Raw genomic sequence first — 21,040 nt, 5'->3', positions numbered from 1 at the left:
CATTCTCCTAACTACTACAGCTGTCGTACGACAGTTGTAGTAGATACCTGCTAGAGTTGTCAATGTGCCCAGGAACACCGAACGCCGTACCCGGCTCGCCGACGCCGGTCTCGCCGTACTCGCGGAGGCCGGCGCCCGCGGCCTGACCCACCGCGCGGTCGACGCCGCCGCCGGGCTGCCCGCCGGGACGGCGTCCAACTACTTCAAGACCCGCGACGCCCTTCTCGGCGCGCTGGGCGAGCGGATCTTCGAGCGGCTGGCCCCGGACGAGGCGCCTCCGTCTGACAAAGAGCCCGGCCTCGAGCTGATGACCGACTACGTGCGCGACATCGTCAGGCGGCTGCTCGGTCGCCGGGAGCTCACGCTCGCCCTGCTCGAGCTGAGACTCGAGGCCGCGCGCCGCCCAGGTCTGCACGAGATCCTCTCCCGCACGATCCAGGAGGGCTTCGCAGCGGACGTCGCCTTCAACGCGAGCGCCGGTCTGCCCGGTGGCGCCGAGGAGATTCGCCTGCTGCACTTCGCGATCGACGGGCTGGCGCTCGACCAGCTCACCCCCGGGACAGGCGCGTACGACATCGATGCCATCACCACCACCTTGGTACGCCGCCTTGTCCAGTCTTGACCGCAGTATACCGGGTATGCATACTCGGTATCTATGTCGATCAAACACGGTTTGCTGGCGTTGCTGCGTGCGGAGCCGAAGTACGGGTACCAGTTGCGCGGTGAGTTCGAGGCGGCCACCGGCGCGACCTGGCCGTTGAACATCGGGCAGGTGTACACGACGCTCACGCGTCTGGAGCGGGACGGCCTGGTCAACGCGGCCTCGACCGAGGCCGACGGCCGGTCGATGTACGAGATCACCGACGCCGGCCGGGCCGAGCTGGCGAAGTGGTTCGAGACGCCGGTGACCCGGGAGTCGCGGCCGCGGGACGAGCTGGCGATCAAGCTCGCGCTCGCCCTCGCCGTACCCGGTGTGGACGTCAGCGCGGTCGTCCAGCGGCAGCGGATGTCGACGATGCAGTCGCTGCAGGAGCTGACCCGGCTGAAGCGCGGCGAGTCCGACGGCGAGATCTCGTGGCGGCTGGTGCTGGAGTCGATGATCTTCGCCGCCGAGGCCGAGATCCGCTGGCTCGACCACTGCGAGGCGATGCTGCTCCGCCACCGCCCGAAGCCGGCCACGCAGCAGACGTACGACATACCGGACGAATTGGGGGCCAACCAATGAGCGCGATTCTCGAGATCCGCACCCTGAGCCGAACCCACGGTCAGGGCGAGCAGGCCGTGCACGCGCTGCGCGACGTCGACCTGGCCGTGGCGCCGGGCGAGCTGGTCGCGGTGATGGGTCCGTCCGGCTCCGGGAAGTCGACGCTGCTCACCTGCGCCGGCGGCCTCGACCGACCGACCAGCGGTGAAGTGCTTGTCGACGGCAACGACCTGACCAAGCTCGGCCGAAACGCGGTGGCCGCACTGCGCCGGCGCCGGATCGGCTATGTGTTCCAGGACTTCAACCTGATCCCGGCCCTGACCGCGGCCGAGAACGTCGCGCTCCCGCTGGAGCTGGACGGCACCCGGACCCGGACCGCTCGCAAGTACGCCGTCGCAGCGCTGCAGGAGGTGGGTATCGATGAGCTCGCGGACCGTTTCCCCGACGACATGTCCGGTGGCCAACGGCAACGAGTCGCGATCGCCCGCGCGATCGTCGGCGAACGCCGGCTGCTGCTCGCCGACGAGCCCACCGGCGCCCTGGACTCCGACACCGGCGAAGCCGTCCTCCGGCTGCTCCGCGACCGCTGCGACCAGCACGGCATCGCCGGCGTGCTCGTCACCCACGACGCCCGGCACGCCGCCTGGGCCGACCGGGTCGTCTACCTACGCGATGGTGTCCTGGTAGGCCAGTCCGGTCCGCTGCCCGACGCCGACGCGTTGCTGCAGGAGAGTCACTGATGGGTCACTGGAGCCCGCCGCTGCGGATCGCCCGCCGGACCACGCGCCGCTCGCTCGGCCGGACGCTGTTGGTCGCGGCGCTGATTGGCCTGCCGGTGATGGCCGCGACCTTCGTCGGCGTGATCGAGAAGACCAGCAGCCCGTCCGGCGAGGCGCTCGCCACGGTCACCATCGGCCAGGCGAACGCGCGCCTCGACGTCACGCAGTACGGGAAGATCGAGGCCCAGCCGGCATCGCAGCAGGTGTACTCCGAAGGTCCGCCGGCGCAAGGCTTCGAGTCCCCGGTCCGTACGCCGGCCACGTTCGACCCGAGCTCGCTGCTTCCCCCGGGCACCACGCTGGCCCGGCAGTTCATCGAGGCCGGCACGGTCACGATCCACGGCGCGACCGCGAACACCTCCGTCGGCCTGATCACCGGTGACGGCAACAGCCCGTTGACCAAGGGCAGCGTCAAGCTCGACCAGGGCCGGTTCGGCACCAATCGCAAGGAGATCGCGATCTCGCCGAAGCTCGCCCACGAGCTCGGCATCACCGGCCCGTCCGGGACCGTGACCGCGACGGACGGCAAGACGTACGCCGTGGTCGGCATCGCGCGCGCCGTCCAGCGCCAGGGCGCCGGACTGATCTTCGCCACGCCGGACACCGATCTGCTCCCAGCGGATCCAACCAGTACGGTGCGCTACGTGGTCGGTCTGCCCGCCTCGGCCGACGTCGGCGCACTGGCTACCCAACTGCTCGGGCACGGCCTGCAGTTGGTGCCTAGAGCAACCATCGTGGACCCGCCGAGCGACGGGTACACCTCGTCGGGTGATCCGCGCGGGTACGCCGTGATGACGTTGCTGACCGGGTTCGGCATCCTCGAGGTCGTCCTGCTCGCGGGGACGGCGTTCGCCGTCGGCGCCCGGCGGCAGACGCGCGAGCTCGGCCTGATCACCGCGACCGGCGGTACGCCGACCGACGTCCGCCGGATCGTCCTGCTGCAAGGCGCTTTCGCCGGAGTCGTCGGCGCCCTGGGCGGCCTGGCCGTCGCGTTCGCCGCCGTCCTCGTGGGCCGGCCGCTGTGGGAACGGCTGACCGATACCGTCATCACGTCCTGGCAGGTGCCCTGGGTCGCGATCGTGCTGATAACGCTGCTCGGACTGGGCGCCGGGCTGGCGGCAGCCGTCGTACCCGCGATCGGAGCCGGCCGGCAGACGCCGATGGCCGCGCTGGCCGGGCGGTTCACCACGACGACGAAGATTGCCCGGGTGCACCTGGTCTCGGTGATCCTGCTGGTCGGTGGCGTGTTCTGCGCGGTGGTCGGCAGCGGGATGATCGCGGCGGCCCTCAAGACCGCGCAGCAGGACACGCCCGACGCGCCGGGGTATCAGTCGACGGTCACGCCGGAAGGCCCGATCGCGCTGGTGCTGATCGGGATCACCGCGACCATCGCGGCGCTGGTCTGGATGCTGCCCAGCGTCATCGCGAAGCTCGGAGCGGTGGCCCGGCTGCTGCCGCTGAACGCGCGGATGGCGCTCCGGGATGCCGCGCGGCACCGGCACCGCACCGGTCCGGCCACCGCCGCGATCATGATGGCGGTGGCCGGCACCGCGGCGATCGCCTTCGCCGCGTCGAACTCGATCGCCGCCTCCGCGAAGGAGTACATCCCGGCCGCCCACGACGGGGACGCGGTGCTCACGTTCCGCAGCGGCTACGAGGTGATGCAGACGCAGTACTCGCCGGGTCTGGTCGACAGCGTGGCGGCGGCGTTGCCGGTCAAGCAGCGCTGGGAGCTCGGCAGCATCTCGTTGCCCAACGCAAAGATCAACCAGTACGGCGAGCTACCGGTGCTCTACACCAACGCGCCGACAGCGGACTCGTCCACGACGACGGTCGACACCGTGCTCGCGGTCGATCCGGACTTCGTCGCGCGGTTCGGTGACTGGGGAAAGAAGGCCGCCGCCGAGCTACGGACCGGGCGGGTCCTGGTCACGGCAAGCAGCATGGTCGTGAACGGACAGGTCGCCGTGAGCAATCACGTCCAGGGTGCGGGCGCGTACAACGCCAAGCTGCCGGCGCGCTTCGTCGACGGCATGCCGTCGGTCCGATTCCTCCAGCAGAACGTGCTGATCAGCACGCAGGCGGCCCGGAAACTTGGCACGATCCGTCCCACCGAGGTGCACTTCGCGCTCACCCGCGAACCGACCAAGGCCGAGCTGGCCGCGGTCGCGCGGGTCACCGGCGACGAGAACGCGGTCAAGGTGGAGAACGGCTATCAGAGCCCGGCGCAGGCGTTCGTGATCGGGATCCTCACGGCGGCGACCGTGGTCACGCTGCTCGGCGTCGCGATCTCGGTGTCGCTGTCGGCCGCGGAGGGACGGGCCGACCTCGCGACCCTGGCCGCGATCGGTGCGCCGCCACGGCGGCGACGGTCGCTGGCGGCTGCGCAGGCGTGGGTCCTGGGTCAGCTGGGTTGCGTGCTGGGAGTTGGCGTCGGGGCGCTGTACGGCTACACCGCGCACGCGGCGTTCGGCTCACCACACTTCGAGATCCCGTGGATCGAGATCGGCGGCATCGTCCTCGCCGTACCCCTCTTCGCCGGCCTGTTGGCGTGGCTACTAACCCGGTCCCGGCTGCCTATGGTGGCCCGGATCGACTAGCCCACTCGCGCTATTGAGGGGTAGGCGACTGGGTAGGGCGGTGTGCTTGTGACCCGCCACTGGCCACAAGCACACCGCTGGTACACGACCAGACCTTCGCTGACCTGGTGGGACGAGACTGCGATCCAGCGGTGCCGGTGGGTTTCTGTCATGTCCCCATCGTGATGTAATGGCATTATGCATCTCAACCCTTACGGCGCGGACGCCGTGCTGCTCGCGGTCAACCTGGTCACGCGACCGGCCACGACGCCGGGCGAGCTGGCCGAGCGGTGCGAGGAGAGCGGCGTCGAGAGCCGCCTCGTTCGCGAGCGCCGAGTCACCGCTGCCGACCTCGCGGCCGTCCGTACGGCGCTTGACGAGTGGCTGGAGGTTGTCGACGCCGACGACGAGCAGACCCGGGTCGACCTGGTCAACGCGATGCTGGCGAAGTACACCGAGCACCCACGCCTCACCAACCACGCCGGCGACGGTTGGCACATGCACTACCGCCCGGACCACGTGCCCGTCGGTCGCTTGGTCGCCACCCTGATCAGCACGGGTACTGCGTTGCACCTGGCCGGGCGCGGGATCTCGCGGCTCGGCCGCTGCGCCACCGAGGGCTGCGACAACGTGTACGCCGACCTGTCCCGGACCGGCCGTCAGCGCTACTGCAGTCCGGCCTGCGCGAACCGGGACGCCGTCCGCCGGCACCGGGCCCGCGCATCGTAGGCCCCGATACGCCGCGAAGGCACCGATCTAGGATGGTGCAATGACGGAGAGCAGCAGCGAGGGCCAGGGAGTTCCGATGGCCGGGGCGCGGACCGAGGACGGCAAGGTGCTGATCGTCGGGCCCGACGGGATGGCCGTCGAGGGGCCGCCGCGCTCCGACAACGACGACGAGCACGACGACGAACCGCGTTCGGTGACCGAGCTGGTCGAGCAGCCGGCCAAGGTGATGCGGGTCGCGAACATGATCCGGCAGCTGCTCGAAGAGGTGAAGTCGGCACCGCTCGACGAGGCTTCCCGGCAGCGACTGCGCTCGATCCACGAGGCGTCGATCAAGGAGCTGGAGAGCGGCCTGGCTCCGGAGCTGGTCGAAGAGCTCGAGCGGCTCAGCCTCGACTTCACCGACGACAGCACGCCGACCGAGGCCGAGCTCCGGATCGCGCAGGCCCAGCTGGTGGGCTGGCTGGAGGGCTTGTTCCACGGCATCCAGACGGCGCTCTTCGCCCAGCAGATGGCCGCGCGTCAGCAGCTCGAGCAGATGCGCCGCGCCCTCCCGGGCGGCCAGCAGCTGCCCGCGGACGAGGCGCCACCCGGCTTCCCGGGCGGACCGCAGGCGACCGACGGGCCCGGCAGCGGCGGAATGTATTTGTAACCGCTGCTTTTCCGACCTATTCGTCATTCCTTATTTCACAGGCTGAACAACTCTTCGAGGACGGCGGCGACGCCGTCCTCGTCGTTTGTGGGACAGATCTTGTCCACTACCGCCAGCACCTCGGGGTGCGCGTTCGCGACGCCGTACGACGTGCCGGCCCAGGCGAGCATCGGCAGATCGTTGACCGAGTCCCCGAACGCGACCGTCTCGCCGGCCGAGATCCCTTGCTCAGCGGCGAAATCGGCCAGCATCGCGGCCTTCGAGACCCCGGACGCGGCGATCTCCACCAAACCGTGACCTCCGCTGTGGCTGGCCGTCACCCGGTCGCCGACCAGCGGCCCGACCTGTGCCAGCAGGTCGTCCGACGCCAAACTCGGATGGCGGACCAACAATTTCGCGGCCGGCTCGGAGAGCAGTACGTCCAGGGCGGCGACCAACGTGTTGTCCGGTCGTGGCCAGCGGTTCAGGTAGACCGGTTCCTGTCCGTAGCGGTCCGGTCGCTCGATGGCGAACTGCACGTCCGGGACCTCGGCGCGGATCGCCCGCGCGACGTCGAGCGCGACCGACGGATCGATCAGCCGGGTCCGGATCGCCTTGCGGCGCAGGACGTCGTACAGAATGGCGCCGTTGGCAACTATTGCGATTCCGTGATCGCCGACCAGGTCGGACAGGGCGTGCAGCCACCGAGGTGGCCGGGCGGTAACCATCACGAAAACACTTCCGGCGCGCTGGGCCGCGAGCACTGCGGAGCGCGTCCGCTCGGACACCGAACCGTTGGTGCGGACCAACGTTCCGTCGAGATCGGTGGCTATCAGGCGGGGGTACTGCGGAGCCGTCACGAGGCCACCGTATCCGGCCCGCTCATTACTCCTCCGAGCCCGTCCGGCGCAACCATTAGGCGAGCGGTTTCAGCCGAATCTGACTTATCTGATTGAGCTTTTGACATCGTCATCAGACCGTTACGGCAGCATGCTGCAAAGGCAGCAAGTTCCCCTGCGCGGCAGCGATTTCGCATGATTTCATGCGATGGTCTGGCGGGGAACCAGGGGCCGTTCGGCCGCGTCGTAGGCGTGTTCTGAATCAAGCGCGACTGCTGCAGCCCCACCGACCGGAAGCACACAGAAACGTCGAAGAACTGATGCGGAATTGGCTGCAACCAAAACCTCGTCAGCGGCGTCAACACTTATGGATCGGTGCGTCCCGCGCCCGGGACGACACGGTGGGGCGGCAACCTTCGCCGTTCCATCAGCTAGTGGATCCGCGTGGGCGGGTGTCGTTCACCAACCGTTTGCACGGGTCTTGATACTTGGGGAGCCTTGATGATCGTCAACAGCGCCAATGTAGCGGGGCCGGGGGGCAACACCTCCCGAGCGGCTGTCGACTCAGCCACCATCAGGGAAGGGGCGATCACCGGCTGCATCGCCCGTTCGGACATTTTCCAGCACCGCCTGATGGAAGAGCCACCGCCGGCGTCCGCCACTCGTCGCACCCGGGAGCGGTACGACCAGCTCGTGCGCGAGGCGAAGACCTTGTGCGCCTCGTGTCCGCTCTTCACCGACTGCCTGTACAGCGCGGTCGCGGAGCACGACGTGAGCGGGTTCGTCGCCGGAACCACTGCTGCACAACGGCGTTCGATCCGGAACCTGCTGGACGTCGAGGTCCAGGCCGACGACTTCGACCAGCTCGCCGGGGCCCGTGGGACCCGCCGGCCGGTCAGTCACGAAGAGGTGCTGCGACTGCGGACGCAGTACCCCAACGACAGCCTGGAATCCCTTGCCATGCGGCTGGGTTGCTCGCTGTCGACGGTCAAGCGCCACCTGCGCCGCGCTCGTCGCGGCCAGAGCCCGGCAGCCAAGACGCCGCGGCCGCGGCCCGAGGTCAGCGCCGTGCTGGACGCCTTCGACACCGTGGTGGACCAGCCGCGCCGCAGCGGCAGCTCGCGCGTCGCCTGATCCGATACTCGGCCCGCCAGCGGACTATCGGATTCGGCACAAGAGCAAAGAAGTAACGGTTCGGCCCCGGAATCCCTGCAGTTGCAGGGTTTCCGGGGCCTTCGGTTGCCTGGGGCAAGGTGATGGCCTGTCAAGCCTTTCGATCCTGGTCGAAAGGTCTAGCCGACGACGATCCGGACCGCGAAGATGGACGCGATTCAGAACCAGCGGTTGAGTACGGCGGCCACACCGTCGTCCTGGACCGTCTTCGTCACCTCGTCGGCCGCGGTCTTGACCTCGTCCGGCGCCGAGCCCATCGAGATGCCCCGACCGGCGTAGGTCAGCATCTCGATGTCGTTACGCCCATCGCCGATCGCCAGCAGGCCGCTCGGATCCAGGTCGTACTGCGCCAGTGCGACCTTCAGCCCGGTTGCCTTGTCCACGCCCTCCGGCGCGATGTCCAGCCACGCCGTCCAGCCGACGAAGTAGCTGACACCGTGCAGGCCGAGCCGTTCGGCCAGGTGGACGAAGTCGGCCTCGGACTGCTCCGGGTCCCGGATGATCAACCGGGTCACGGGTTCCGGTGCGAGCTCGTCGTCGCTGACCACACGGATCTTCGCGTCCCGGCCGAGGTCGCCGTCCGGGAACGGCTCGGTGACCAGGTAGCTGCCGTCGTACTCCTCGACCGCCATCCGCGCGTTCGGCGCGTACCTGCGCACCGACGCGATCACCGTGGTCGGGTCGAACGTGCGCTCGTCGATCACCGCGCCGTCCGGGTAGCGCAGCGTGCGCGCACCGTTGCTACAGACAACGAACCCGCCGGCCGGCAGGCCGAGCCGGGCGGCCACCGGTTTGGTGGTCGACCAGGCGCGGCCGGTGGCCAGGATGACGGGTACCTGCGCCGCGGTCCGGCGGACCGCGTCGACGACCGCGTCCGACAGGCCCTCGTCGTGATCGATCAGCGTGCCGTCGATGTCCAGGGCAACGGCCGTCGGCGGTGCCGACCAAGGGCCTGCCGTCATTTCTTGACCGGTTCCAGTACCTCACGGCCGCCGACGTACGGCTGCAGCGCGGTCGGCACCCGGACCGACCCGTCGGCCAGCTGGTGCGTCTCCAGGATGGCGACGATCCACCGGGTGGTGGCCAGCGTGCCGTTCAGCGTGGCGACGTGCTGGGTCTTGCCGTCGGCGTCCCGGTGCCGGATGTTCAGCCGGCGGGCCTGGAAGTCGGTCGTGTTCGACGTCGAGGTCAGCTCGCGGTACCGGCCCTGCGTCGGCACCCAGGCCTCGCAGTCGAACTTCCGGTACGCCGAGACGCCGAGGTCACCGGTCGCGGTGTCGATCACCCGGTAGCACAGCTCCATCTTGTCGAGCATCTCCTTCTCCCAGGCGAGCAGCCGCTGGTGCTCGTCGGCGGCCTCCTCGAGGGTGCAGTAGGAGAACATCTCGACCTTGTCGAACTGGTGGACGCGGATGATCCCGCGGGTGTCCTTCCCGTGCGAGCCGGCTTCCTTGCGGTAGCAGGACGACCAGCCGGCGTACCGGATCGGGCCGTTGGACAGGTCGAGGATCTCGTCCATGTGGTAGCCGGCCAGCGCGACCTCCGACGTACCGGTCAGGTAGAGCTCCGGGTCGTCGAGGCGGTAGACGTCGTCGTGCGCCGACAGGTAGCCGGTGCCGCCCATCACCTCGGGCTTGACCAGAGTCGGCGTGATCATCGGGGTGAAGCCGTTCTCCACCGCCTGCTGGATGGCCAGCTGGAGCATGCCGAGCTGGAGCAGCATGCCGGCGCCTTTGAGGAAGTAGAACCGACTGCCCGAGATCTTCGCGCCGCGCTCCATGTCGATCGCGCCGAGCAGCTCGCCCAGCTCGAGGTGGTCGCGGGGCTCGAAGCCCTCGGCGGCGAAGTCGCGCGGCTTGCCGACCTCCTCCACCACGACGTAGTCGTCCTCGCCACCGACCGGCGACTCGTCCGAGACCAGGTTCGGCAGGGCGCGGGCGAGCTCGTCGAAGCGGTGACCGGCCTCGTTCGCGGCGGCCTCGGTGGCCTTCACCTCGGCGGCCAGGGTCTTGGTGCGCTCCAGCAGCGCGGTCCGCTCGTCGCCCTTGGCCTGGGCGACCTGCTTGCCGAGCGACTTCTGCTCGGCCCGGAGCGCCTCGAAGGCGGAGATGGACGATCGACGCTCACTGTCGGCGACCAGGATCTGGTCGACCAGGTCCGTACTCTCGCCGCGCTTGGTCAGGGCCGCGCGGACGACATCAGGGTTCTCTCGGAGCAGTTTCGCGTCAATCACACCCTGAGGGTAATGCCCCTCACTGAATCGTGGGTGCGCAGCTCCGGTGTCCAGGTAGGTGCATCGCAAGGCGGAGGAGGGGAGCGGTGCGGAGCACCGTGACCCGACGACAACGCCGCGAGGTGCCTGCCTGGGCGCCGGAGCTGCGTGCCCAAGGTTCAGTGAGGGGCATTAAACGGGGCGTGTCACGGGCGGCGAAGTGTATTCGGGATGATGGGGTGTGGGTAGCCGATCGTGGAGGGGGATCTGAGCGGGCGATGAACCACCATCCACCCAGTGCGGTCGGCCGTGTGCTCACGGTCGTCCTGGGTGCGCTGCCGTTCACCGTGCTCACCCTGCTGGTCTTCGAGCACTGGGGTCCGCTGGCGCGCTGGGACCAGTCGGTCGCCGCGCGCGCTGCGTCGTACGGCGCCGGTCACGAGAGCGTCATCGACTTCTGGCAGGTGGCCGGCGCGGTCGTGCTGCCGTGGACGTCCCGGGCGGTCATCGTGGTCGTCGCGGCGTACCTCTGGCGTCGGCGGGCGCGGCTGCTGACAGTCTGGCTGCTGACGACGGCGGCGGCCGAGCTGGTGCTCGTCCAGGTGGTCAAGGCGATCTTCGAGCGGGACCGGCCGGTGCGGATGCTGGTCGAGAACGGTGGGTTCTCCTACGTTTCCGGGCACGCCGCCGCGGCGTTCGTGATGGCGGGCGCGCTGGGTGTCGTGCTGCCGTCGGTGCGCGGGTGGCGGCGGCGGTTCCGGCTGCTGGTGCTGCTGCCGGCGATCGCGGTGGTCTGGATCGCGTCCGCCGACCGGATCGCGCTGAACGTGCACTACGTCTCGGACGTGCTCGGCGGGTGGGCGCTCGGGCTGCTGATCCTGACCACGACGTCGATCAGCTTCGGGCTACGGCCGGGGTTGCGCCGGCGGCGTCGCCGTACCCCGTCCGACCGCGACGGTACGACGGCTCCGCCGCGGGCCGCGGTGATCGTGAACCCGATCAAGGTCGGCGACGGCGTGGCGTTCCGCCGGAAGGTGACGCGGGCGCTCGAGGTTCGCGGGTACGACGACCCGCTGTGGCTGGAGACGCGCGAGGACGACGCGGGGAACGCGATGGCGAAGCAAGCCATCGAGTACGAGTCGGACCTGGTGCTGGTCGCGGGCGGGGACGGGACGGTCCGTGTGGTCTGCTCGGCGCTGGCCTACACCGGGATCCCGGTCGGGGTGATCCCGGCCGGTACCGGCAACCTGCTGGCGCGGAATCTGCACATCCCGCTCGACTTCGACGACGCCCTCGAACGCATCCTCGACGGCCGCGACCGCCGGATCGACCTGGTCCGGGTGCACGGCGACGGGCTCGACACGGACCACTTCGCGGTGATGGCCGGGGTCGGGCTGGACGCCGCGATCATCTCGGACGCGCCGCCGCACCTGAAGAAGCAGATCGGCTGGACGGCGTACCTGGTCGGCGCCGCCAAGAACATCAACCACCCGTCGGTGCGGGTGCAGCTGACCATCGACGACTCCGAGCCGATCGAGCGCCGCGTCCGTACGGTCGTGATCGGCAACGTCGGCATGCTCCAGGCGAACATCCCGCTGCTACCGGACGCCCGGCCCGACGACGGCCTCCTGGACGTGGTCGTGATCGCCCCGCGCCGGGTCACGCAGTGGCCGATCGTCCTGTGGCGCCTGATGACCCGCACCAACCGCACCGACATGTACCTGGAACGCTTCACCGGCCGCAAGGTCGAGATCCACGCCGCGGTCGACGTCCAACGCCAGCTGGACGGCGACCCGATCGGCCCCGGCCAGTACCTGCACACCGAAATCCAGCCCGGCGCCCTGACCACCAGAGTCCCCAAACGCCGCTAGCCCCCCGCCCCCGGCCCGCCCCCGGCCCGGCCCGGCCTGGGACCATTTGAGCGGTTCACCCTTCAGGTGGTCCGTTCCTCCCCCTGCATGCAGGCTGCTGACGGACCAGCTGGGCGGTTAACCCCTCAAACGCACCCCGGCCCGCCCAGCCTCGCCCGCGTCGCCAGCCTCGCCCGCGTCACCTGCCTCGCCCCCGTCGGCTCAGCCCGGCTCGGCCTGGAGCCATTTGAGCGGTTCACCCTTCAGGTGGTCCGTTCCTCCCCCTGCATGCAGGCTGCCAACGGACCAGGTCCGCGGTTAACGCCTCAAATGCAGCTGGAGGTGTGGGCACGGGCGCGTGGGGGGCGTTGGGTTGGCTCGGGGTCAGGTGACTGTGGGGCCGGCTTCTTTGCGGAGGGTTTCCAGGGCCTCTTCTTCCTCGGGGGAGAGTTTGGCCTCGCTGGTGAAGGACTTGATTTCCTTGGCGTAGGTGCGGGCGTCGGCGCGGCTGTTGATCGAGGTGAGGATGACGCCGTCGCCGTTGTCGTCGAGCAGCGCGACCGACCAGGAGAGTTTGCCGCCGGTGTCGCCGAAGGCGTCGTACCGGACGATGGCGAGGTGTTGGAGGACGCCGCGGAGCTCGCCTCGGGCCGCGGTCAGATCCTTGCTGAGTTTGCGGAGCTCGGAGCGGACCGTGCCGGGTTTCACCTCGGGCTCCGGCTGGGGTTCCGGCTCGGGGAGCGGGGAGGTTGCGGCCTGGTCCGACGGGACGGTGCGGGCTCGCAACGCCTGGATCGCGAACACCAGGGCGAGCACCGCCACGAACAGAGCGGCGACCCCGAAGGCGCCGGCTAACGTCGAAGACACGCACGAGAGCCTAAGGCATCCGGTGGTGTGCCTGAGTATTCAGGCGGTTGCGGAGCGTACGCGCCCTGGACCGGACGCAGGGCCCCCGGCCCGGGCAACGTAGATTCGCGACGTGACACATTTGCCTGATCAGGGCCCACAACCGGGCGTTCACGACCTCGGGTACGCGCGCCTCGACACCGACCGGCTGGAGCGTACCGGCGACGCGGAAGTCGTCTACGGCGCGGGTAAGACACCGTCTCAGGTGGTGGAACTGCTGCTCACCCTGCACGCCACCCACCCGGGCCACGCCGTGCTCGCGACCCGGCTGACCCCCGAGGCCCAAGAGGCGGTCACGGCCGCGCTCCCGGAGGCCGTGGTGGATCCGGTCGGGCGTACGGCGGTGCTCGGCGAGCCGCCGGTACTGCGGGGCACGGTCGCGGTCGTGGCTGCTGGTACGTCGGACGCTCCGGTCGCGGCCGAGGCGGCGACGACTGCTCGGGTGTTCGGGGCCGGGGTCGAGCTGATCACGGATGTGGGTGTCGCCGGGCTGCACCGGATCCTCGGGGTCCGCGAGCGGCTCGACGCCGCGGACTGCCTGATCGTCGTCGCCGGGATGGAGGGCGCGCTGCCGAGCGTCGTCGGCGGTCTGGTCGGGGTGCCGCTGGTCGCCGTACCGACGTCCGTTGGGTACGGCGCTTCCTTCGGCGGACTGGCTGCGCTGCTGGGGATGCTGAACTCGTGCGCGCCTGGGGTCAGCGTGGTCAACATCGACAACGGGTTCGGCGCCGGTGTGTTCGCCGCGCGCGTCGCCCGCCGCTCGGCTCCGCGCGAGACGAAGGAGTCCGAGTGAAGACGGCCTGGCTCGACTGCTCTGCGGGCGCCTCGGGCGACATGCTCCTCGGCGCGTTCATCGCTGCCGGCGCTGACCTCGCCTACGTGAATGCAGCAGTCGCAGCAGTAGACCCGTCGTTGTCAGTCACGGTGGCCCAAACCTCCCGCCACCAAATAGCCGCTACGAAAGCCACCGTCGAGGTCCACGGAGTGCCTCACCCAGAACACGCACCGGACGCGGCGCAGGAGCACGAGGCTGCTGGTCACGGTCACGGTCACGGTCACGGACATGGGCACGAGGCAACCGCGGGCCATGGGCATGGGCATTCGGGGCCTACGCGGCCGTGGAGTGAGGTTCGGCGGTTGTTGGAGGAGGCTGCCTTGGAGGAGGCGGTCCGCGACATCGCGTTGGATGCGTTTGCGCGGCTCGCGAGGGCTGAGGGCAGCGCGCACGGGGTCGAGCCGGACGCGGTGCATTTCCACGAGGTGGGGGCGTTGGATGCGATCGCCGACATCGTCGGGGTTGCAGCCGCAGCGGTGAGTTTGGAGATCGACCGGGTGGTGGTTTCCACGATCGCGCTCGGGGGCGGGACCCAGGTGCGCGGTCAGCACGGAGGGATTCCGATTCCCGGCCCGGCGGTGCTGCACCTGGTGTCGGAAGCCGGTGCGCCGGTGGTCGGCGGGACCGCGCCGTACGAGATGACGACCCCGACCGGCGCCGCGCTGCTCACCAGCCTCGCCGACGAGTTCGGGATGATGCCGGCGATGCGGATCACGCACACCGGGGTCGGCGCCGGCGGGCGGGACCCGCACGAGGTGCCGAACGTGCTCCGCGTGATCGTCGGCGAGAGCGTCGAGCAGGCGGCGAGTGAGCTGGTCTACGAGACCAACGTCGACGACCTCGACCCGCGGATCTGGCCGCAGGTGCTGGCCCGGCTGATGGAGGCCGGTGCGGCCGACGCCTGGCTGACGCCGATCCTGATGAAGAAGGGCCGCCCGGCGCACACCCTCTCGGTCCTGGTCGGCAGCGCGAACGCCGAACTGGTCCGCTCGGTGATCCTGTCCGAGACCTCCGCGATCGGCCTCCGCGAGCACACGATCCGCAAGCACGCCGCGGACCGCGAGTTCGCCACGGTCGACGTCGACGGCCAGCGCATCCACGTGAAGATCGCGCGGTACGGTGGCCAGGTGGTCAACGTCCAGCCGGAGTACGACGACGTCGCGGCCGCGGCCGGCGTACTGCGGAAGCCGGTCAAGACCGTGCTGGCGAAGGCCGTCGCCGCCGGCCACGAGCTCTGGAGCTAACGCCCGCTGTACGGCGGAGCGAAGAACACCAGCAACGCGAGGTCCTCGGTGATCTCGACGAACCGGTGCTCCTCCTCCGCCGGCACGAACAAGACGTCCCCCGGACCAACGGGCCAACGGCCGTCCGGCGTCACCAAGGTCGCTCGTCCGGTCGTCACCACGTAGATCTCGTCCTCGTGGTGCGGGAGCTGATCGTCCACCCCACCCGCCGGGATCGAGTACGTCCCCACCGACATCGTCGAGGTCCGCAGCTGCTCGACCCAGTCGTTCGGCTCATTCCGGGCGAACACACCCGCCCCCACCAGCTTCTTCACCCGGGCGACACTACTTTCTCCGAGTCAGCCTTCTGCTTGCGCCGCGGCCAGTCGTACGGCCACCACTGCGCCCCGCTCCGCCGGGCCCACACGATCAGCCCGATCAGCACGGCCAGCTCGATCGCCGGGCACAACGTGTCCCGCAGCCGCGCGCTGAAGAACTCCAGCGAGTCCGACAGGCTCGCCGCCACCTGCCGCGCGTTCGGATCCCGCCCCGGCACATAGGCGATCGCGAGCATCGTCGTCCGGACCACCATCAGCCCGTCCACCTTCGACGCCGCCACCGCGGCCAGCGCCACCCAGGCGATCACGTCGTACCAGGGCAGCGAGTACATCGCGGTCAACACCCAGGCGATCGCGTAGATCGCGGTGTACCGGATCGCGGCCGGCGTCGGGTCGTCCGGATGCGTCTGCGGCACCAGCGACTTCGGGAACACCTGCGTGAGCAGGATCGCGACCACGATCAGCCCGACCCACGCGAGGATCGCCAGCACGGTCCGCACCAGGCCGTTCGGCAGGAACAACGTGAAGAAGCTGAGCAGCACCTTGTGCGGCGTGCCGGTCGAGATGAACGACGTCTGCGACCGCGCCTGCTGGAACGCCTGCAGCCCGACGATCGCGTACAGCCCGCCCATCGCGAGCGCACCGCCGCCGCAGAACCACAGGGCCTTCCGCCGGTCCGCACGAAGCGCCCACAGCATCGCCACGCCGACCAACCCGATCGACAGCTTGGTGCACCCCGCGACGCCGAGCATGATCCCGGCCAGGAACACGTGACGCCGGAACAGCACCAGCGCGATCACCGCGAACATCACCGCAATCGCGTCGTTGTGCGCACCGGCCAGCACCGACCAGAGGATCAGCGGGTTGGCCAGGCCGAGCATGATCACCCGGCGCCGGTTCGGCAGGTTCGGCCCGACCAGCTTGACCAGCAGCAGCCCGGTGACGACCAGGCTGATCGCGACCGACAGCTGCAGCATCCACACCGTCAGCTGGGCCGAGTCTCCGCCGATCAGCGAGGACAGCCACTGGATCCAGGTCGCGATCGGCCCGTACACGCTCCGCGCGCCCTGCCACGGCCGCTCGGTCGCGGTGATCACCGGGTCGTACCCGAGCCGGATCGTGTCCGCCGGCGACGCCGTGTACGGATCCCCGCCGAGCGCCATGATCCGCCCGTACGCCGCGTAGATCAGCACGTCCCCGGACGCCATCGGCGGCACCAGCGTGATCGCCGCCGTCGTACCGATGCCCAAGGCAATCAATCGGTCGACGCGCGGCGCCCAGCCGTGGTGCAGCGCCTTGGTCGCGAGGTAGACGCCGTACCCGCCGAGCAGGATCGCGACGTAGATCAGCACCGAGACGAGCCAGTCGCTCGGCTTGCTGTTGAACCAGTACGACGGCAGCCACGCGTGCCGGTTGGTCAGCGTCAGCACCACGACCGACGGCCCGAGCAACCCGACGGCGACGATCAGCGCCGTACAGGCCAGGTAGAGCGCAACCGCCCTGCGGCCGTACCTGAGTCCGAGCTCGGTGCTCATTGTGTCGACTTCCGCGGGAACAGACTCCGCAGCGACGGTCCACCACCGTCCGCGGGCAGCGCGCTCCGTGCCGCCAGGGCACGCCGGACGTGCAGGTACTGCTTCGCGCGGTGCAACTGTCCGCGCAGGTCCGTCCCGGTCGCCCGGTGCCGGACCTCGATCGGCACCTCGACGATCCGGAACCCCTTACGGCCCAGATCGATACTCAGCGCCGTCTCCACGCCGAAGCCGGACGCCAGCGGTACGGCGGCATCGAACGCGGCCCGCGTCAGGCAACGCTGCCCCGACAACGGCTGCTCCGGCGCCCAGCCGGTGGCCTCCTCGATCCCGGCCCGGGCGAGCCGTACGACGAACCCGTGCCCACCGGCCTTGGACCCGTCGGCCCGCACCTGCGCCGGCAACGTCCCGATCGTCATGTCCGCGCGCCCGGACTGCACCGGCTCGATCAGCGGCGCCGCAGCGAGGGCGGAATCGGTCAGGTCGGCGTCCAGGAACAGCAGGTGCCGCGCGCGGGCACCGTCGCGGGCTGCGATCGCCGCCGCGCCGGTCTCCATCGCGGCCGCCTTGCCCCGGTTCCGGTCGTGCCGGACGACGACAGCACCGGCCTGCTCGGCGGCGGCCGCCGTCCCGTCGCTGGAACCGTCGTCCACGACCACGACCAGGTCGACGCCGATGATCTTGTGCACCGCGTCGACCGTCGCCGCGATCCGCGCGACCTCGTCCTTCGCCGGGATCACACAGCCGACAGCGCGCTGATAAGGCTCGGGGGACGGATCATGACCGGACACAGCACCGCAGCTTAGTTCTTCCACAGCCGATCGACCTCGTCAGCGCCCATCGGCTGTGGATATTCGTCCTTTCGAAGGATCGCTCAGGACCGGACGCGGTCGTACAGCAGGCACAGCGCACCGGACTCCGTCGGCGTCGAGTCCGACAGCTTCCACGACGACACCGGCAACCCGTCCTCGAACAGCCGCGCACCGCCACCGACCACCTCCGGGTCGAGCGTGATGCTCAGGCAGTCGATCTCGTCGGCCGCGAGCAGCGCCTTGATCACGCTCGAACTGGCCAGCACGATGATGTCGCCGCCCTCCTCCGCCCGCAGCTGCTTGACCACGTCCGCCGGCTCGGCGTCGACGATTCGCGAGTTCTGCCACTGCGCCTCGATCAGGGTCGAGGAGAACACGACCTTGTCGACCTCGTTCAGCCAGCGGGAGAAGGCGCGGTCCTGCGGGGAGGCGTTCTCGTCGTCGGCGACGGCCGGCCAGAAGCCGCCGAAGCCCTGGTAGTTCTTCCGGCCCAGCAGCGCGGTGGTGGCCGGCTCGGTCACCCGGATCATGTGATCGCGGGCGCCCTCGGTGATCGCGTGCGGAACGATCCAGCTCATGTCGTAGTCGCCCCCGGCGCCGTTGGTCCGGCCGTCGAGCGAGAGCGAGATGTTCGCGGTCACCTTGCGTGTCATGTCAGTACCTCTTCCGTCTTGTCGGGCCGCCGGGGTGGCGTCCTCACACCTCATATCCTGCTGACGCCGCCGCCCCGGAACATCTGCCACCTGGCCGATATCGCCCGGCTGCCTGGCCGAGTTGGCACAACGAGCAAATTGTCGGACAATCAGACAGATTGACCGGCCTTCGACGGCAGGCTGCCGTAGCGTGGAGGGCACGACCGAGCGAAAGGGCATCCGGATGACCGAGGCGTACGGCGTCGACAGTGAGGTCGGGCCGCTCCGGACGGTGCTGCTGCACCGGCCGGGCAACGAGCTCCGCCGGCTGACCCCGCGGAACAACGACAAGCTGCTCTTCGACGGCATCCCGTGGGTCGGCCGCGCGCAGGATGAGCACGATGCGTTCGCCCAGGCGCTGCGGGATCGCGGCGTCGAGGTGCTGTACCTCGGCCAGCTGCTCACCGAGGCCCTCTCCGACCCGGCCGCGCGGGCCCAGGCGGTCGCCGGTGCGACCGAGGACCTCCGGCTCGGCGACACGCTCCGCGACTACCTGCGCGCGTCGCTCGGCGGCCTCGATCCGGCCACGCTCGCGGAAGCGCTGATGGCCGGCGTACGCAACGACGAGGTCCGCTCGGGCGGACTGGTCACCTCGCTGCTCGCGCACGAGGACTTCCTGATCGACCCGCTGCCGAACCTGCTCTTCACCCGCGACTCGAGCGTCTGGATCCGGGACTCGGTCGCGGTCACGTCGCTCGCGATGCCGGCCCGCGCTCGCGAGACGCAGCTGACTGAGCTCATCTACACGTTCCACCCGCGGTTCGCCGGTGCGGACAAGGTCTACGACCACCAGCTCGAGCACGTCGAGGGTGGCGACGTACTGGCGCTCGGTCCCGGCGTGCTCGCGGTAGGAGTCGGGGAGCGTACGACGCCTGCCGGTGTCGAGCGGCTCGCCCGGCGGGTGTTCACGAAGGGCCTCGCGCACACGGTGCTCGCCGTACCGATTGCTCAGCAGCGGGCGACGATGCACCTCGACACGGTGTGCACGATGGTCGACACGGACGCTGTGCTCATGTACCCGAACATGGCCGAGGAGATGCGGGCGCTCGCGGTCACCACCGACGGCGACCAGCTGCATGTCGCGGAGCCGGAGCCGTTCCTGGTCGCGGCGGCCAAGGCGCTGGGCATCGACACGCTCCGGCGGATCGACACCGGGCTCGACCCGGTCACCGCCGAACGCGAGCAGTGGGACGACGGGAACAACACCCTCGCGCTCGCACCGCGGGTCTGCATCGCCTACGAGCGGACCGTGGAGACGAACGCGCGACTGGAGGAGTCCGGGATCGAGGTCATCCGGATCTCCGGCTCCGAACTCGGCTCCGGCCGCGGCGGCCCGCGCTGTATGTCGTGCCCGGTACTGCGTGCACCGGTGGCCCGGTAAGCCCGACGACACGCGCAGTGAAATCGGGGCTTGTGGCCGACCCCCATCATGAGTACTCTTCATGCCTAGGCCCAGGCCCTGTTGCTCCCCCGTCAGCAGGACTTGGGCCGTCCACGTTCCACGGCTGGTTCCCAGGTCAAGGCCTAGACCACTGTGAGTGAACAGAGCAACGCCCGCCCGACCTCGGTCGAGCGGGCGTTCTGCATTCCCGGCCCCGGCTGCACCCCGAGGGGATAACCCCTCGTCGTGAGCCTTCTCCCCTGGTGTACGAGGGGAGAAGGCTCACGTGGAGGGGTTATCCCCTCGTGCGGGTGGTGTCCGTGCGGGTGGCCTCAGCGGATGGTGAGCTGGCGGCTGGCGAGGCCGGCGCGGGCGGCCCGCTCTTCCGTGGTGAGCGGCGCCTCGGTCGCGAGGGCCTTCTCCAGCGCGGTGCCGAACTCGGCGGCCGGCTTCTCGACGTCGGCGGCCTCGGTGCCGGCCGGGAGCTCCCAGACCGGTGCGAGGACGCCGAGCGCGCGGAACGAGCCGATCAGCCGGCTGCCCTCGATCAGCGTCGACGAACCGGCGGCGTGCAGCCGGGCGAGCGCGTCCAGCAGGGTGTCCTCGCTGTACGGCAGCACCCAGCGCAGGTAGGTCCGGTCGCCGATCTGCGTCCAGTACGCCGCCTCGACCGACTCCAGCCGCACGGTCGGAGCGGCCGCCGCGTTGGCGCGCTCCAGTCCGGCCGCGACCTCACCGGTCGGGTCCTCGACGTTCTCGCCGACCCAGTAGTCGAAGCCCTCGTGCACCTTGACCTCGATCGGCTTCGAGGTGTCGATCAGGTCCTGCAGCCGCGGCCCTTCGGTCATCAGGTCGCCGAGCTGGATCGGGTTGCCCGGCTCGGTCGCCAGCGCCGCCGTGATCGCGTGGCCGAGGTCGCGGCTCGGGTCGCCCGAGGACGCGTGCGTCTGCAGGCCGATCCAGATCGACTCGTCGTCGCGGACCAGACCGGGCATCGCCATCGGTAGCAGGGTGACCAGGTTGATCGTCTTGCCGGCGTTGTCGCCGACCAGCTCGACCTGCGCCGTACCGGACGGGACGATCTCGCGGAACGCGATCAGGTCGCACTCGGACGGCAGCCCCTCGAACGGGCGCACCACCCAGGTGTCGACGGCCTGCGCCCGGTCCTTGCCGTGGCACTGCTTGAACCGCTTGCCCGAACCGCACGGGCAGGGCTCCCGGAGCCCGACGTTCACCAGGTCGGCCGGGTCAAGTGTGACGGTCGTCGTGTTCTTCGCGCGCTGCCGCGACTTCTTTCCCATAACCCCGCAGTCTGGCAGCCGATAGCG

General features: G+C 69.8%; 20 protein-coding genes. 11 read left to right on the top strand and 9 right to left on the bottom strand.

Annotated features, from left to right (window positions below; all coding sequences use genetic code 11):
- Positions 1-64: 64 nt before the first annotated feature.
- From AB0E69_RS12355 to AB0E69_RS12330, 6 genes are all read left to right on the top strand, one after another.
- Positions 65-622: a TetR family transcriptional regulator gene (locus AB0E69_RS12355; RefSeq protein ID WP_360143245.1), complete on the top strand. Its 558-nt coding sequence runs from the start codon at positions 65-67 to the stop codon at positions 620-622.
- A gap of 33 nt (positions 623-655) precedes the next feature.
- On the top strand, positions 656-1,225 hold the full coding sequence (locus AB0E69_RS12350; RefSeq protein ID WP_360143243.1) for a PadR family transcriptional regulator: 570 nt from the start codon (positions 656-658) through the stop codon (positions 1,223-1,225).
- Positions 1,222-1,944 carry an ABC transporter ATP-binding protein gene (locus AB0E69_RS12345; RefSeq protein WP_360143241.1) on the top strand — a complete coding sequence of 241 codons (723 nt, stop codon included), beginning with the start codon at positions 1,222-1,224 and terminating at the stop codon, positions 1,942-1,944. The genes AB0E69_RS12350 and AB0E69_RS12345 overlap by 4 nt, the downstream gene beginning before the upstream one ends.
- Positions 1,944-4,583 (top strand): FtsX-like permease family protein, encoded by a 2,640-nt coding sequence (locus AB0E69_RS12340; RefSeq protein ID WP_360143239.1) that lies wholly within the window; start codon positions 1,944-1,946, stop codon positions 4,581-4,583. The genes AB0E69_RS12345 and AB0E69_RS12340 overlap by 1 nt, the downstream gene beginning before the upstream one ends.
- Before the next feature lie 177 nt (positions 4,584-4,760).
- Positions 4,761-5,291, top strand: coding sequence for a CGNR zinc finger domain-containing protein (locus AB0E69_RS12335; protein WP_360143237.1), 531 nt, complete (start codon positions 4,761-4,763; stop codon positions 5,289-5,291).
- A gap of 40 nt (positions 5,292-5,331) precedes the next feature.
- The gene (locus tag AB0E69_RS12330) at positions 5,332-5,940 is read left to right on the top strand and encodes a bacterial proteasome activator family protein (RefSeq protein ID WP_360143235.1); all 609 of its coding nucleotides are present in this window, start codon (positions 5,332-5,334) and stop codon (positions 5,938-5,940) included.
- Between the two features lie 35 nt (positions 5,941-5,975).
- Here the strand turns inward: AB0E69_RS12330 and AB0E69_RS12325 are convergent, their stop codons facing one another.
- Positions 5,976-6,779, bottom strand: coding sequence for an HAD family hydrolase (locus tag AB0E69_RS12325; protein ID WP_360143233.1), 804 nt, complete (start codon positions 6,777-6,779; stop codon positions 5,976-5,978).
- A gap of 480 nt (positions 6,780-7,259) precedes the next feature.
- On the opposite strand from AB0E69_RS12325, the gene AB0E69_RS12320 reads away from it, so the two are divergent.
- Positions 7,260-7,892 (top strand): WhiB family transcriptional regulator, encoded by a 633-nt coding sequence (locus AB0E69_RS12320; protein ID WP_360143231.1) that lies wholly within the window; start codon positions 7,260-7,262, stop codon positions 7,890-7,892.
- Positions 7,893-8,089: 197 nt separating this feature from the next.
- On the opposite strand, the gene AB0E69_RS12315 is transcribed toward AB0E69_RS12320, so the two are convergent.
- Together AB0E69_RS12315 and serS are read right to left on the bottom strand one after the other, a co-directional pair.
- On the bottom strand, positions 8,090-8,893 hold the full coding sequence (locus AB0E69_RS12315; protein ID WP_360143229.1) for an HAD family hydrolase: 804 nt from the start codon (positions 8,891-8,893) through the stop codon (positions 8,090-8,092).
- Complete coding sequence (serS, locus tag AB0E69_RS12310) at positions 8,890-10,164, bottom strand: serine--tRNA ligase (RefSeq protein WP_360143227.1); 1,275 nt, start codon at positions 10,162-10,164, stop codon at positions 8,890-8,892. Before serS ends, AB0E69_RS12315 begins: the two co-directional genes overlap by 4 nt.
- A 257-nt stretch (positions 10,165-10,421) precedes the next feature.
- Between serS and AB0E69_RS12305 the strand changes: the two genes are divergently transcribed.
- Entirely contained in the window at positions 10,422-12,014 is a 1,593-nt protein-coding gene (locus tag AB0E69_RS12305; protein WP_360143225.1) for a diacylglycerol kinase family protein, read from the top strand.
- Positions 12,015-12,377: 363 nt separating this feature from the next.
- On the opposite strand, the gene AB0E69_RS12300 is transcribed toward AB0E69_RS12305, so the two are convergent.
- Positions 12,378-12,860, bottom strand: coding sequence for a DUF4446 family protein (locus AB0E69_RS12300; RefSeq protein WP_360143223.1), 483 nt, complete (start codon positions 12,858-12,860; stop codon positions 12,378-12,380).
- Positions 12,861-12,972: 112 nt separating this feature from the next.
- Between AB0E69_RS12300 and larB the strand changes: the two genes are divergently transcribed.
- Together larB and larC are read left to right on the top strand one after the other, a co-directional pair.
- Entirely contained in the window at positions 12,973-13,692 is a 720-nt protein-coding gene (gene larB / locus AB0E69_RS12295; RefSeq protein ID WP_360143221.1) for a nickel pincer cofactor biosynthesis protein LarB, read from the top strand.
- Positions 13,689-14,978, top strand: a complete 1,290-nt coding sequence (larC, locus tag AB0E69_RS12290; RefSeq protein WP_360143219.1) for a nickel pincer cofactor biosynthesis protein LarC — start codon at positions 13,689-13,691, stop codon at positions 14,976-14,978. Before larB ends, larC begins: the two co-directional genes overlap by 4 nt.
- Here larC and AB0E69_RS12285 read toward each other — a convergent pair.
- The 4 genes from AB0E69_RS12285 to AB0E69_RS12270 form a co-directional block, all read right to left on the bottom strand.
- Positions 14,975-15,292: a cupin domain-containing protein gene (locus AB0E69_RS12285; protein WP_360143217.1), complete on the bottom strand. Its 318-nt coding sequence runs from the start codon at positions 15,290-15,292 to the stop codon at positions 14,975-14,977. The two genes, larC and AB0E69_RS12285, sit on opposite strands and share 4 nt — an antisense overlap.
- Positions 15,289-16,830, bottom strand: coding sequence for a polyprenol phosphomannose-dependent alpha 1,6 mannosyltransferase MptB (mptB, locus tag AB0E69_RS12280; RefSeq protein WP_360143215.1), 1,542 nt, complete (start codon positions 16,828-16,830; stop codon positions 15,289-15,291). The genes AB0E69_RS12285 and mptB overlap by 4 nt, the downstream gene beginning before the upstream one ends.
- Positions 16,827-17,618, bottom strand: a complete 792-nt coding sequence (locus AB0E69_RS12275; protein WP_360143213.1) for a glycosyltransferase — start codon at positions 17,616-17,618, stop codon at positions 16,827-16,829. The genes mptB and AB0E69_RS12275 overlap by 4 nt, the downstream gene beginning before the upstream one ends.
- Before the next feature lie 83 nt (positions 17,619-17,701).
- A complete protein-coding gene (locus tag AB0E69_RS12270) occupies positions 17,702-18,292 on the bottom strand; it encodes a dihydrofolate reductase family protein (RefSeq protein WP_360143211.1) in 591 nt (196 codons plus the stop codon).
- A gap of 223 nt (positions 18,293-18,515) precedes the next feature.
- Between AB0E69_RS12270 and AB0E69_RS12265 the strand changes: the two genes are divergently transcribed.
- Entirely contained in the window at positions 18,516-19,712 is a 1,197-nt protein-coding gene (locus AB0E69_RS12265) for an arginine deiminase (RefSeq protein ID WP_360145892.1), read from the top strand.
- 332 nt (positions 19,713-20,044) lie between these two features.
- On the opposite strand, the gene AB0E69_RS12260 is transcribed toward AB0E69_RS12265, so the two are convergent.
- A complete protein-coding gene (locus AB0E69_RS12260) occupies positions 20,045-21,013 on the bottom strand; it encodes a DUF5926 family protein (protein WP_360143209.1) in 969 nt (322 codons plus the stop codon).
- Between the last annotated feature and the right edge of the window lie 27 nt (positions 21,014-21,040).

This window comes from Kribbella sp. NPDC026611 (assembly GCF_040638345.1).
Taxonomy (GTDB): domain Bacteria; phylum Actinomycetota; class Actinomycetes; order Propionibacteriales; family Kribbellaceae; genus Kribbella.
This window is presented reverse-complemented; position numbering and strand designations above follow the sequence as displayed.